Annotated in this window: 12 protein-coding genes; 5 read left to right on the forward strand and 7 right to left on the reverse strand. The window is 61.9% G+C overall.

Going from position 1 to position 12,578, the window contains the following annotated elements; genetic code table 11:
• Window position 1: 1 nt before the first annotated feature.
• From ACXYMS_RS13535 to ACXYMS_RS13545, 3 genes are read right to left on the reverse strand one after another with little or no spacing between them, the layout of a single operon-like run.
• Complete coding sequence (locus tag ACXYMS_RS13535; RefSeq protein WP_458907078.1) at window positions 2-3,451, reverse strand: error-prone DNA polymerase; 3,450 nt, start codon at window positions 3,449-3,451, stop codon at window positions 2-4.
• Window positions 3,448-5,124, reverse strand: coding sequence for a Y-family DNA polymerase (locus ACXYMS_RS13540; protein ID WP_458907080.1), 1,677 nt, complete (start codon window positions 5,122-5,124; stop codon window positions 3,448-3,450). The genes ACXYMS_RS13535 and ACXYMS_RS13540 overlap by 4 nt, the downstream gene beginning before the upstream one ends.
• The gene (locus ACXYMS_RS13545; protein ID WP_458907082.1) at window positions 5,009-5,818 is read right to left on the reverse strand and encodes an ImuA family protein; all 810 of its coding nucleotides are present in this window, start codon (window positions 5,816-5,818) and stop codon (window positions 5,009-5,011) included. The genes ACXYMS_RS13540 and ACXYMS_RS13545 overlap by 116 nt, the downstream gene beginning before the upstream one ends.
• 227 nt (window positions 5,819-6,045) lie before the next feature.
• Here ACXYMS_RS13545 and ACXYMS_RS13550 point away from each other — a divergent pair, with 227 nt between their 5' ends.
• Window positions 6,046-6,516 (forward strand): tellurite resistance TerB family protein, encoded by a 471-nt coding sequence (locus ACXYMS_RS13550; RefSeq protein WP_458907084.1) that lies wholly within the window; start codon window positions 6,046-6,048, stop codon window positions 6,514-6,516.
• Here ACXYMS_RS13550 and ACXYMS_RS13555 read toward each other — a convergent pair.
• Complete coding sequence (locus ACXYMS_RS13555; RefSeq protein WP_458907086.1) at window positions 6,510-7,082, reverse strand: hypothetical protein; 573 nt, start codon at window positions 7,080-7,082, stop codon at window positions 6,510-6,512. The genes ACXYMS_RS13550 and ACXYMS_RS13555 overlap by 7 nt on opposite strands.
• A 95-nt stretch (window positions 7,083-7,177) precedes the next feature.
• Here ACXYMS_RS13555 and ACXYMS_RS13560 point away from each other — a divergent pair, with 95 nt between their 5' ends.
• From ACXYMS_RS13560 to ACXYMS_RS13570, 3 genes are all read left to right on the forward strand, one after another.
• Window positions 7,178-7,627 (forward strand): universal stress protein, encoded by a 450-nt coding sequence (locus tag ACXYMS_RS13560; protein WP_458907087.1) that lies wholly within the window; start codon window positions 7,178-7,180, stop codon window positions 7,625-7,627.
• 99 nt (window positions 7,628-7,726) lie between these two features.
• Entirely contained in the window at window positions 7,727-8,257 is a 531-nt protein-coding gene (gene ppa, locus ACXYMS_RS13565) for an inorganic diphosphatase (protein ID WP_458907089.1), read from the forward strand.
• Window positions 8,258-8,309: 52 nt separating this feature from the next.
• Entirely contained in the window at window positions 8,310-9,692 is a 1,383-nt protein-coding gene (locus tag ACXYMS_RS13570) for a serine hydrolase (protein WP_458907091.1), read from the forward strand.
• Between the two features lies 1 nt (window position 9,693).
• On the opposite strand, the gene ACXYMS_RS13575 is transcribed toward ACXYMS_RS13570, so the two are convergent.
• A complete protein-coding gene (locus ACXYMS_RS13575; RefSeq protein WP_458907092.1) occupies window positions 9,694-10,212 on the reverse strand; it encodes a cytochrome b in 519 nt (172 codons plus the stop codon).
• A gap of 76 nt (window positions 10,213-10,288) precedes the next feature.
• Here ACXYMS_RS13575 and ACXYMS_RS13580 point away from each other — a divergent pair, with 76 nt between their 5' ends.
• The gene (locus ACXYMS_RS13580) at window positions 10,289-10,732 is read left to right on the forward strand and encodes a MarR family winged helix-turn-helix transcriptional regulator (protein WP_458907094.1); all 444 of its coding nucleotides are present in this window, start codon (window positions 10,289-10,291) and stop codon (window positions 10,730-10,732) included.
• On the opposite strand, the gene ACXYMS_RS13585 is transcribed toward ACXYMS_RS13580, so the two are convergent.
• On the reverse strand, window positions 10,733-11,527 hold the full coding sequence (locus ACXYMS_RS13585) for an ion transporter (protein ID WP_458907096.1): 795 nt from the start codon (window positions 11,525-11,527) through the stop codon (window positions 10,733-10,735).
• A gap of 423 nt (window positions 11,528-11,950) precedes the next feature.
• Entirely contained in the window at window positions 11,951-12,508 is a 558-nt protein-coding gene (locus tag ACXYMS_RS13590; RefSeq protein WP_458907098.1) for a dihydrofolate reductase family protein, read from the reverse strand.
• Window positions 12,509-12,578: the final 70 nt, after the last annotated feature.

Consider the following 12,578-nt stretch of genomic DNA (forward strand, 5'->3'; position numbering starts at 1 on the left):
CTCAGTGGAAATTGCGGCCCCCGGGCAAGGCGGCATAGGCGCGGCGGCGCGCCATCTCGATCTCGCGAATGGCATTGCGGTCCCGGCTTTGGCTGCCGGGCGGCCCCGATTTCGCTTCGTCGGCCCGCGCCATCATCTTCTCGCCGATATCCTTGCCATGGGCCAGGTCGAGCAAATGCGGGGTCAGGTCCTCCATGTCCTGGGCAATGACATGGATTACGCCCTGTTCGGCCTGTACCTTGCCGCGCACTGCCAGCATGCGGCTGGAGAGCAGGATCTTGCGCAGCCGCTCATCCTCGAAAAGCTTCGGCCACACCACGATATTGGCCACCCCGGTCTCGTCCTCGAGCGTAGCGAAGATGACCCCGCTGGCCGTTCCGGGCCGCTGGCGCACCAGCACCAACCCGGCCACCTCGACCACCACGTCATTGGCGACATGCACGAGGCTTTCTGCCCGCGTCGTCCCCCGCGCCATCAGCATGGGCCGCAGGAACTCGACCGGATGACCCTTGAGCGACAGCGAGAGCGTTGAATAATCGTGGATCACTTCCTCGCCCGGCGCCATCAGCGGCAGGCCCGCAGGCTCCTCGGGCGCGGCATCGGCCAGTTGCTCGGAAGCGGCGAAAAGCGGCAGCGTCTCGGCGCCATGCGTGCCCACCAATCCCTTGACCGCCCAGAGTGCCTCACGGCGATTGAGCCCAAGCGAGGCAAAGGCATCCGCGCGCGCCAGTTTTTCGAGGCTCGCGATAGGCACGCCGGTCCGGAGCCACAGGTCGCGGATGGACATGTATCCCTCACCCCGCAGGGCCACGATGCGCTCGCCATCCTTTCTGGCCAGCCCCCCGACCTGCCGCAATCCCAGCCGCAATGCTCGTTGTGTCCAGATGTCTTTTCCCATGGCGGCATGGCGAGGCCATACATGCTCTCTTGGGTTCCAGCCACCGGACTCGAGCGTGCTGTCATAGTCTGAGCAATTGATATCGGACGGTCGAATTTCGACGCCATGCTCGGTCGCGTCCCGCACCAGCTGGCTCGGGGCATAAAAGCCCATGGGCTGGGAATTGAGCAGCGCGCAGGCAAAGACATCAGGATAATGACATTTGAGCCAGCACGAGGCATAGACCAACAGGGCAAAGCTGGCGGCATGGCTTTCCGGAAAGCCATATTCGGCAAAGCCCTGGATCTGGGCAAAGCTCTGCTGCGCGAATTCCGGCTTATAACCATTGCTGATCATGCCGCCGATGAAATCGTCGGCGAACTGCGCCAGCTTGCCGGTGCGCTGCCAGGCGGCCATAGCGCGGCGCAACTGGTCGGCCTTGCCGGGCGAGAAGCCGGCGCCAACAATGGCGATCTGCATCGCCTGCTCCTGGAACAGAGGAATGCCCAGCGTACGGTGCAAAACGGCTTTTAAAGCCTCGCTCGGGTAATCAACCGGCTCCAGTTCCTGCCGCCGGCGCAGATAGGGATGGACCATATTGCCCTGGATCGGTCCCGGTCTCACGATGGCGACCTCAATCACCAGGTCATAGAAGACCTTGGGCTTGAGGCGGGGCAGCATGGTCATTTGGGCCCGGCTCTCGATCTGGAAAACCCCGATCGTATCGGCCCGATGGGTCATCTCATAAACGGGTCTGGCGGCTTCGGGGTCCCTGAACTCCTCGTTCTGCAACTCGCTGAGGGTGACCTTGTGATCGTAATGCTGCTCCATCAGTTCGAAGGCCCGGTGCAGGCAGGTGAGCATGCCCAGGGCCAGGATATCGACCTTGAGGATTTTCAGGGCGTCGATGTCATCCTTGTTCCATTCGATGATGGTCCGGCTGTCCATGGCCGACTTGCTGATCGGCACGAGGCTCTCGAGGCTATCGCGCGTGATGACAAAGCCGCCCACATGCTGGCTGAGATGGCGCGGAAACCCGCGCAGGACCTTGATGACCTCGAACATCTGCGCCAGCACCGGGTCATCCGGGTTGAGCCCGATATTGCCGACGCTTCTGAGATCCACGCCTGACCCCCAACCCCAATGCAACTGGTTGAAGGCGTTGATGATATCGTCGGACACGCCAAAAACCTTGGCAGTTTCGCGAATGGCGCTCTTGGAGCGATAGGAAATGACATTAGCGGTCAGGCCGGTGCGCTTGCCGCCATACTTCTGATAGATATATTGCATCACCTCCTCACGCCGCTCATGCTCGAAATCCACGTCGATATCGGGCGGCTCGTCGCGCTCGGTGGAGATGAAGCGGCCAAAGACCAGATTGGCTTTCCGAGGATCGACCTCTGTAATTTCAAGACAATAGCAGACAGTGGAATTGGCAGCCGAGCCCCGTCCCTGGCAGAGAATGCCTTTCTCGTAACGGGCAAACTGCACGATGTCGTGCACGGTGAGAAAATAGGCGGCATAACCCTTCTCATCGATGAGCCTGAGTTCACCCCTGATGATGTCTTCGATCCCGTCGGGAAGCCCCCCGGGAAACCGTTTGCCTGCACCGGCCCAGGTCAGCCGCTCCAGCGTCTGCTGAGCCGTTTCCCCATTGCCGATGGTTTCCTCGGGGTAATTATATTCAAGCTGACTGAGTGAAAATTCGATCCGATCGATGAAATGCTGTGTTTCGGCAATAGCCTGCGGATGCTCGAAAAACAGCCGGGCCATTTCCGCGGGCGGCTTGAGATGGCGCTCACCATTGGCTGAAAGCAGGAAGCCGGCATTTTCTAGCGTCAGATGCTCGCGGATGCAGGTCACCACATCGAGCACCATGTGCCGATCCGGCTCATGATAAGCCACGTCATTGCTGGCAATCATCCTTGCGCCATGGCGCCGCGCCACCGCATCGACGCGATTGAGCCGCGCCCGGTCCTTGCCGTCGAGCCGCGCCACGCCTGCAACCCAGAGACGTCCGGGCGCTTCACCGGCCAGGCGCTCCAGGGTCTTTTCCGTCAGTCCCCAGTCACGCTCCTCGGGGATCAGGATGAACAATTGCCCCTGGGCAAAATTTTCGCGTGGACCCTGCTCGTCTAGAGAGGCCCTGTCGCTGAAACCGAAGAGATCGTCGAACCGCAGGTCCGGCTTGCCCTTTTCGCCCCGCTTGTTGCTGATAGTGAGCAATTTGCACAGCCGCCCATAGGCCACCCGGTTGCTGGGATAGGCGACGATGTCGGGTGTGCCATCGCTGAAGCACAGCCGCACGCCGACAAGGTAACGGAAATCGGGATTGATCTCTGGATTGTCGCGCGCGGTGACATAGCCGCGCACCACGCCAGCAAAGCTGTTGCGGTCGCAAAGCCCCAGCGCGCTCATCCCCAGATGCATGGCTCCGGCCACCAGCTCTTCCGGATGCGAGCCGCTGCGCAGGAAGGAAAAATTGCTGGTGGTGACCAGCTCGGCAAAGGCGGGCCTCTCGACTTCAGGCCGGGATTTTGAGGCGTTCCTGGGCTGGAGTGTGACGACGCTCATGAGAAAAACCCATGCAGGTACCAGATGGGGTGGATCTTGCCGCCATAAAGCCCCAGGCGAAAAACCCAGAAACGGTGTCCTGCCTGGTCCTCGACGACGTAATAATCCCGTGTAGCCGTGACCGGGTCAAAGAGCGGCAGGTCCGGGATATAGGGCGGCAGCCTGGGCTTTTCTCCCGGCTCGGGTTTTTTGGGTTTTGGCAGGGGCACAAGTTTGAGCCGTTCGCCCGAGCGCCACCATTCGGCGCTCAGCCGCTCGGGTCCGGCAGCCTTGACTAGCCGATATTGCTGCCGCCGCCACATCATCGAGGCCGGCAGCCCGTCGGGCACTTCAGCATTGATGGCGACGAGTTCGGGCTGGGGCAGGAGGCGCAGGGGCCGGTCTCGGTCAGGCCCGACAGGCCTCTGCATGGTCACCCCTGCCACGGCAGGCACGAGCCGGGCTGCCTTTTCCGGGATATGGCTCTCGACCAGTTCGGTCTTGAGCACGCTAAGCGCACCCAGCCGGCTCGTCAGCCGGTCAGTTAGCTGGTCGAGATCGCTGGCACCGGTCTCAATTGTGAAACTACTCAATTGGGAGGCTTCGAGCCTGTCGAGCGAACTTGCCGCCAGCCGTACCATGTCTATGCCGAAGCCCGGATCGTAGTTTTCTTCTTCCAGCCTCTGGGCGCGGTGGCGGAAAAGATCGGCAATGTGTCTAGGGTCGCGCGTCAGCCGTGCAGCATTGAGCGAGAGCGTCATAACCTTGTGGTCGACGCGGTAGAGGAAAAGGTGAAAAGTCTGGGCGCCCAGGCCTTCGCTTTCGAGCAGTTGCGAGAGGTTTTCCGCTAGTCCCTCCGCCGTCAACAGCACGTCATCGAGCGTTGAAATCGGCTCGAAGAACTTGCGCTCGACGAAGTGATCGACGGGCGGCACGCGCGGCGTCATCCGCTCCTCAATATGGCCATAGGCCTGGTCGAGCCGCAGGATGAGCGAGGCACCAAACCGGGCCAGCAAGGGCTTTCGGGGTCGCATCCGCAATTCACCGAGGGTTTTAAGACCCATCTGTGCCAATAGGTCCATCTGCGTCTGGTCAAGCCGGAGCGCGGCAACCGGGAGGGCATCGAGCACATCGACAAGCTGATCGGAGGCGACGATCCGGCTGCGGGCAAAGTGACTAATGGCCCAGGCCGCGCCGATGGTCGAGGCGATGGCGCCTGAAACTGTATAGCCTAGGCCGCGCAACCGATTGAGGACCATGCGCAGCATCTCGGCCTCCCCACCGAAGAGATGGGCAACCCCCCTGATGTCGAGAACGAGGTCGCCGAACGGCGCCATGTCCTGCATCACCGCCACCAGCGGACTGACATTGGAATGCCAGTCGGCAAAATCGGCAAAGGCCGACACCAGCATCCCTATATCCTGCTCGATAATGGTGAGGCCGGGCAGCATGGCCCGCGCATCGGCAAGCGCCTGACCGATGCGCAATCCCTCTCTGCTGGCCTCGCGGTCGAGCGCCGCCAGCCGCAACCCGCCCTTGATCTTTTCATAAAGAACCAGCGGCGGTTTGAGGTCGGGATCACGCCGTTTGAGATATTCGGTCGGCCAATAGGGCAGGAACAGGCATAGGAACCGACGTTCCGGGATGAGGCTGGCGCGTGTGGCCAGACCCGTTGGGGAGTGCCTTGAAACCATTTTCTGTCCATTCCAGGATCCATTCGACATTGCGCTGGCCGGCATTGCCCTTTTCGAGTTTGACCCCCCAGCGGGCCATTCCAGGAGCACGCTCGTCAAACAGTCTTCGCCCGGACCGTTGCGGCAGGAGGTGCCAGCGCAAATGGGCCGCGCTTGCTTCCCTTTTCTGGCCATAGCGCAGCAGAAACAGGGACGTACCGCTTTCGACCGCGCGCATGCTGAGCCGCCGGCTGACGGTAAAATCAAGCGGTTCGGGATCACCACCGATATCGGCAATGATGCCGGCAACGGCCTGGCAAGCCAGGGATTCCTCGGCCACCCAGAGCAGATCGCGCATATCTGCGGCGCGGACGATGACAAGGCGTGCCGGGTCCAGTCCGAAGGATGAAAGCCCCGGCCCATAGGGTAGGCCAAAGAACTGCGCATCGGTGGCAAGCTGCAGATAGAGCACGGCCATGCGCCTGTGGCTCAGGAGGGTTTTTGCCTGTGCCAGTGCAAAGCCCAGGCTGGCGCCGCCATTGCGGACCGCATCTGTAAACACCTCCTGCAGGAGCCCGCCAGGCAGGCGCGGAAACGCCCCTTCCTCAACGTTGAAGGAGCGGGCCTGCATCTCCGCCAGCGCCGGCTTGCGCTCGATTTCGGCAATGACATCCCGCAGCGCGGCAAGGCGCTGTTGATGATTTTGGGTCTGCATGGGGCGACCGTGTAAGTGAACAAAGAGGGAACATTTAGACTCCGAATCTCTCGTGAGTCGAGTCCCTTCTGCATTGCCCGGTGTGACCGGGCTGCATCACGCCGCTCAAGACCGCGTGAGCCCGGCAAAAGTCGATTGAGCCAAACGCGCTTATGGCTAGTCTCGACCTGCCTGCCTCCCGGCACGCATCCAACCACGTCCATCGACCCCGAGAGAGGCTGACCGCCATGTTCGAGGCCCTGACCCGCTTGTTCTCAAAACCCGAGGCGCCGGCGGACCTGCATGACCCCAAGCTGGCTGTGGCCGCCCTTCTGGTCCATCTGGCCGCCGTCGATGGCTCCATGGACAAAGCCGAGCGCAAGGCCATTCGCGGCGCGCTGATGGATCACTATGATCTCGATGAACAAAGCGTCGACCGACTCATCCGCGAGGCGGCGCGGCACGATGCCGAGGCGGTGGATTTCTACAAGTTCACCTCTGGCCTGACCCAGCTCGACATGGGCGACCGCATCGAAATCATCCGCATGATGTGGACCGTGGTCTTTGCCGACCGGCAGAATCACGAGCTGGAAGACAACATGGTCTGGCGCATTGCCGAGTTGATCGGCGTCTCGAGTCGCGACCGCACCATCCTGCGTAACCAGATCCGCGGCCGCGCCGAAGAAACCGAGGCCGACGCTGAAGCCGAGGATCAGTAGGCTTCAAAAGCCCCGATGATCTCGACCTCGTCAGTCATGCAGTCGAAATCCCCCGCCCGGTCGGCCGCCTCCCGCGCCAGTTCATTGGCATCGGCATTGGCGCGCGCATCGACATAGGCGATGTGGCAGCTATTGCCCTCGGCAATCTGGGTCACCACCAGCACCTGCCCGAAATTCTCGCCCGTTTCCGGATGCGCGGTGTGATAGCGCACGATGGTGGCAATGGGGAACCAGCGCCCAAGCGCATTGGACAGCCGCCATTCGAGCGTGTCGCCCAACTCATTGAACGGCGGCAGGGTCTGGAAGCCGGCGCTGCTCTCGTCGGCGTCAAAGCCATAACTCAACGAAAACCGCAAATCCCCCTCTTGCACCATCAGCGGATAGCCCTTGTACCCCGGGCAGGACCAGGAGGCGCCGAAATCATCGGCCTCGAGCACCAGGCAATCACTGCCAAGATCAAGATCGGTATAGGCGCTGGTAAAGCCGGACTGGGCCATGGCCGGCGCCAAAAGCAGTGCGGTCACGCCCAACAGGCCGGCCGTTTTGATCAAGACATTCGCGCGCATTGGACTAATCTCCCCGCCATCATGACCCGGCATGATCCAGATCAATATGCCGCCATGATGACCGCACCATACTGCCCCCGCAAGGAGAGCAAGCAATGTACAAGAACCTGCTGATTGCCATCGATGGCTCGGACCTGGGCAACAAGGCGTTAGAAGCCGGACTGGCGTTGACCAGGCTCAACGGCGCCAATGTCACCATCCTGACCGCCACCGACCCTGTCAGCACCGGCATCGGCTCGGGCGGCTTCGGCACGATTGATGCCGGTCCCATCGTCGCGCGGCTTGAAGAAGCCTATGCCGCCGAAGCCGCCGATCTGCTCGCTGCCGCCCGCCATCAGGCTCAGGAGGCCGGGATAACCGCCGAAATCCTGCACCTGCCGCGCCAACGTCCCGCCGATGGCATCCTTGAAACGGCCGCCGGGAAATCCTCGGACCTCATCGTCATGGGGTCCCATGGCCGGCGCGGCCTTGGCCGGCTTCTGCTCGGCAGCCAGGCCGCCGAAGTGCTGGCCCGCGCCAGTATTCCCGTGCTGATCGTTAAATAAGCAGGGCTGCTGCGGCAGTTTTGGACCTTGCCTTTGAGAGCCATTGAAGGCAGAACCGCCGCACTCCTGGACCTCCTCCATGAACGGCGAATAACGAACATGAACATCGACGCGATCCCCACCGGCAAGAACCCGCCCGACGAACTCAACGTCATCATCGAAGTGCCGCTGGGTGGCGAGCCGATCAAATACGAGATCGACAAGGATTCAGGTGCGCTGTTCGTTGATCGATTCCTCTATACGCCGATGCGCTATCCCGGAAACTACGGCTTCGTGCCCCATACACTGTGTGGCGATGGCGACCCGCTCGACGTCATCGTCATGAACTCGCGGCCGCTGGTGCCCGGCGCCGTGGTGCGCAGCCGGCCGGTCGGCGTTCTGTTCATGGAAGATGATGGCGGCCAGGACGAAAAGATCATCGCCGTGCCGATTTCCAAGCTCACCCGCATGTATGACAATATCCAGGATATTGGCGACATGCCCGAAATCCAGCTTGAGCGGGTCAAGCATTTCTTCACCCACTACAAGGACCTCGAGCCTGGCAAATGGGCCCGCATCGACCGCATCGGCGGGCTTGATGAGGCCCGCAGGGTGATCCTGGACTCTATGGAATTGGCCAAAAAGAGCTGAGCCATTCGCGGGCTGCTGCGTTGTGCCCGGACGCACAATGCCGGAGGTCTCCATGAAACTCGCTCTTGCCACAGCAGTCGGTGCCGCCCTGATGCTGGCCGCACCCGCCCTGGCGCAGGAGGCGGCAATGCCCGGCAATGCCGCCATAGCCAAGATCCTGGCCGACCGCATCGACCGCGATCAGGCCAATATCGGCATGGCCGTGGCGGTGATCGAAGGGGGCGAAGTGCGCTTCGTCTCCCACGGCACGTTCGGGCGTGACGATGACAGGCCGGTCGACGAACACACCGTGTTCGAGGCCGGCTCGATCTCGAAGGTCTTCACCAGCCTGCTTCTGGCCAGACTGGTCAATGACGGGCAGCTAGACCTCGATGCGCCGCTGACCGATTACCTTGCCCCTGGCGCCGTCCTGCCCGAATTTGATGGCCGGCCCATCACTGCCTTTGACCTCGCCACCCATAGCTCCGCCCTGCCGGCCCTGCCCGAGGACATGCTGGCGCGTGGGCTCGACAACCCCTATTCGGGCTATGGCAGTGACGAACTGTTTGATTGGCTGGCTGACTACGAACTGACCCGACCCATTGGCGAACAGTTCGAATATTCCAATGCCGGTATCGCACTCCTGGCCCAGGCCATTGAACAGGTCAGCGGCCGGTCCTATGCGGAACTGCTTGAAGCCGAAATCCTGGCGCCGCTGCGGATGACCGAGACCTCGCTGGCCATGACCGGAACGCAAACCCCGGACATGGCCATCGGCCACGACGCCTCAGGCTCGCCGGTCGGCCACTGGGATTTCGAAACTTTCGCGCCGGTGGGCGGATTGCTGACCACCACATCCGACCTCGCCAAATTCATTGCCGCCGCCAGCGGCGCGGTGGAGACACCCCTGGCCCCAGCCTTTGACACTATGCTGGCGCGCACACGGCCAATCGGTGGTAGCGAATCCATCGGCCTGGGCTGGTTCATCACCAATACCGGCGCCGGTGAAATCATCTGGCACAATGGCATCACCGCCGGTTTCCGCAGCTTTGCGGGTTATGAGCGCAATAGCGGCAATGGCGTCGTGGTCCTGTCCAACATGGTGACCGAAGCCGGTATCGAGGATATCGGCATGCACCTGCTGGACCCCGCCCTGCCGCTGCGCACCCAGCCGGTGCCGCGCGAAGTGGTCGACATCGATCCGGCCATCCTTAAGACCTATGCGGGCACCTATGAACTGGCGCCGGGCATCGCCATCACCGTAACGACTGAGGATGGAAAGCTGTTCGCGCAACTGACCGGACAGCAACAGTTCGAGATCTTCCCAGAGAGCGAGACCGAATTCTTCTTCCGCGTCGTCGATGCGCAGATCAGTTTCACGGTGGAAGACGGCACCGCAATGGGCCTCATTCTGCACCAGAACGGTCAGGACATGCCGGCGCCGCGGGTGAATTAGTTTAACCGCTCATCCGGCCTATGAGCCCATCCCGTCGCACGAAATGGTGCCAGAGCGCGGCGCCGATATGGCCCAGGACCAGTACGAGCAGCAGCTTGCTGACGAGACTATGCGCCATAAAGGGCGCGACAACGTCGAATTCGGGCAGCGTGCCGCCACCGAAAATCTGTGGCAAGGCTCCGGTCAACGCCAGCATGGCAATGCCTGAGGCAACCATGATTGCTATGGCGCCATAGAGCCCCAGATGCACGGCCCTCGCCAGCAATTCCTGCCCCCTGCCGATCCCGGAGACGGGCTGCGGCTGGCGATCGAAGACCAGCCACCACAGGATTCGGAATAGGGTGAGGACGCCGACCAGCATGCCCAGGGAGACATGGACCGGCAGCACGGCACCGGCCAGATCACCATTCCAGTCCATCGCCTGCCCGCTGGCCAGCATCAGGATGACGGCCAGCGCCGAAACCCAGTGAGTCGAGACTGCTATGGCGCCATAACGATCCGAGGAGCTTTTGAGGGACATCGAATGCCTCGCTTGGACTGAATGGAACAGGATGATATCATTAGCACACTATATAATTACTGAGTCTACTATGTAAATGCCGCTGCTCCGCGAAACCTCTGCCGGCTACATGACCAATCTGGCGGGACGACTGCTGGTGCGGGAACTGGAGCTGCACCTGACGCCGCTCGGTCTCTCGCCGGCCCATATGCCGGTTCTGCTTGCCCTCGAAATGACGGACGCCCTGCCGCAAAAGACGCTGGCGGAGCGGGCGGGGGTCGAACAGCCGACCATGACCGCCACGCTCAATCGCATGGAGCGCGACGGACTTGTTGTGCGCATGCCCAATCCCGAGGATGGCCGCAGCATGCTGGTAGCACTGACCCCGCTGGCCCGAACCCGGCTTCCGGAGATCGAAAAGGCGGTGGCCGCGATCAATGCCAAAGCGCTCGCACCATTTTCCGCGGCCGAGCGGGCGCAATTCTTTTCGCTGCTTGCCCGGCTGATCGCCGCGCTCGATCCGGGTCGCACCGATCGTTGATCATCGGTCGATCCGATCCCCCCGCAGCGCCGCCACTTCGGCCCGCAGCGCCTTGAGTTCGACGAGGATGCTGGCCGTATCATCATGCAGCGACTGCCGCTCCGCATGTGCCTCGGCATCGGCCTCGCCCTGCATGGCCGAGACGATGACACCGATAAACAGGTTCAGCACCGCATAGGTCGAGAGCAGGATGAAGGGAACGAAGAAAACCCAGGCATAAGGATAGGCCGCCATCACCGGACGCACGATACCCATGGACCAACTTTCCAGCGTCATCACCTGAAACAGGGTATAGAGCGAGGCACCCAGCGATCCGAACCAATCGGGAAAACTGTCGCCGAACAGATTGGTCGCCATGACGGCGGCCACATAGAACAGCATGCCCATCAGCACCAGGATCGAACTCATGCCCGGCAGGGCTGCGATCAGTCCGCCCACCACGCGTCGCAGCGCCGGCATGACCGAAATCAGCCGCAAGACGCGCAGGATGCGCAGTGCCCGCAACACCTGGAACGGCCCGGCAGCGGGCACCAGCGCAATTGCCACCACGGCAAAATCAAAGAGGCTCCATGGATCGCGGAAGAAGCGCGGCCCATGGGCAAAGATGCGCAATGCAATCTCGACCACGAAAATCCCCAGGATCACCGCATCGATCACGTGCAGCACCGGGCCATAGGCCGCGACAATGCCTTCATCAGTCTCTAGGCCCAGGATGATGGAATTGACGATGATGATGCCGATGATCGTCGCTTCCCAGCGACGCGACGACAAGAGCGCGACAAGAGCCTGGCGCATGGCGGCGAATTCTCCCGTAAAGACCTGCTGGCAGTATCCCAGCCGCTGGATTCGTCAAGAGGCCGCGCGCCGAGCCGCGCAGGCGCTCCTCCTGCCGGCACCTCATGCCCAGCACCAAGGCCCCGGCCGACAAGCGACTGTCCATTGCCCTTCTGTCTCACCCCGCAACTGTTCGCTGCAGTCCGCCCATAAACGGGGGAGATGGGTGGCAGTATGGGTGAGGTTTTGGGGTCAGGGATAAGTCTTTGGCGTTTTGCCGGCACCTGCCAACGGCGATGGGGCTATACCCGAATGGCTTTTGTTAGGGGGCTCGCGAGCGGGGCGCTCACAATTGGCCACCAGTGCGTTGCGCGCCCCACCCATCCTCCCCCGTCAAGGGGGAGGTGCCGCACCGTGTTGACCGGTTGGAAGATGAAGGGACCGCTACTCAGCTTTCTTCGCGTAAACCTGCACCACATTGCCCTTGGGCGTCACATCGCAGCGCACCAGCGCCAGCCGCGTGGTCGGATCGCCGGGCGCGAACAGGTGCCGGCCCTCGCCCGCCACCACGGGATGGGTGATGAGGCTCAATTCGTCCATCAGCCCGGCAAAGAGCAGCTGGCGCACCAGCGAAATGCCGCCCATGACGGCGATCTCGCCACCCTGCTGCGCTTTCAGCGTGCGCACGAAACCCACGAGATCACCCTCGATCAGGCTCGAATTCTGCCAGGCAGCCATATCGCTGGCTTTCAGCGTATTGGACGCCACATGCTTGGGCACGGCATTGATGAAGGTGGCAAAGTCATTGTCCTGCGTAGCATTGGGCCAATAGCCTGCCCATTCCGACCAGCCGATCCGGCCCAGCAGCACGGTGCCGACCCGCTCCTGAACCCCGGTCAGCATCTCTCCAAGTTGGTCGTCAAAGCTGTCGAACTGAAACTTGTGCGGGTCCTGCACCACGCCATCGACGGAATGAAAAAGGCCGGCTGTCACTTTACGCATTGGATTGTCCCTCAGGTTCCGGGCGGCACCCTGCGGCCCGTTTCGTGAGGGCGACGAGGGAGAGCGCGGG

It is taken from the genome of Devosia sp. CAU 1758, assembly GCF_054482695.1.

Bases quoted from the DNA above. Each gene is read 5' to 3' on its own strand.
- ACXYMS_RS13535 (WP_458907078.1), bottom strand. From the start codon at position 3,451: ATGAGCGTCGTCACACTCCAGCCCAGGAACGCCTCAAAATCCCGGCCT.
- ppa (WP_458907089.1), top strand. From the start codon at position 7,727: ATGAACATCGACGCGATCCCCACCGGCAAGAACCCGCCCGACGAACTC.
- ACXYMS_RS13580 (WP_458907094.1), top strand. From the start codon at position 10,289: ATGCCGCTGCTCCGCGAAACCTCTGCCGGCTACATGACCAATCTGGCG.
- ACXYMS_RS13590 (WP_458907098.1), bottom strand. From the start codon at position 12,508: ATGCGTAAAGTGACAGCCGGCCTTTTTCATTCCGTCGATGGCGTGGTG.
- ACXYMS_RS13570 (WP_458907091.1), top strand. From the start codon at position 8,310: ATGAAACTCGCTCTTGCCACAGCAGTCGGTGCCGCCCTGATGCTGGCC.
- ACXYMS_RS13560 (WP_458907087.1), top strand. From the start codon at position 7,178: ATGTACAAGAACCTGCTGATTGCCATCGATGGCTCGGACCTGGGCAAC.
- ACXYMS_RS13575 (WP_458907092.1), bottom strand. From the start codon at position 10,212: ATGTCCCTCAAAAGCTCCTCGGATCGTTATGGCGCCATAGCAGTCTCG.
- ACXYMS_RS13550 (WP_458907084.1), top strand. From the start codon at position 6,046: ATGTTCGAGGCCCTGACCCGCTTGTTCTCAAAACCCGAGGCGCCGGCG.
- ACXYMS_RS13555 (WP_458907086.1), bottom strand. From the start codon at position 7,082: ATGCGCGCGAATGTCTTGATCAAAACGGCCGGCCTGTTGGGCGTGACC.
- ACXYMS_RS13585 (WP_458907096.1), bottom strand. From the start codon at position 11,527: ATGCGCCAGGCTCTTGTCGCGCTCTTGTCGTCGCGTCGCTGGGAAGCG.
- ACXYMS_RS13540 (WP_458907080.1), bottom strand. From the start codon at position 5,124: ATGGTTTCAAGGCACTCCCCAACGGGTCTGGCCACACGCGCCAGCCTC.
- ACXYMS_RS13545 (WP_458907082.1), bottom strand. From the start codon at position 5,818: ATGCAGACCCAAAATCATCAACAGCGCCTTGCCGCGCTGCGGGATGTC.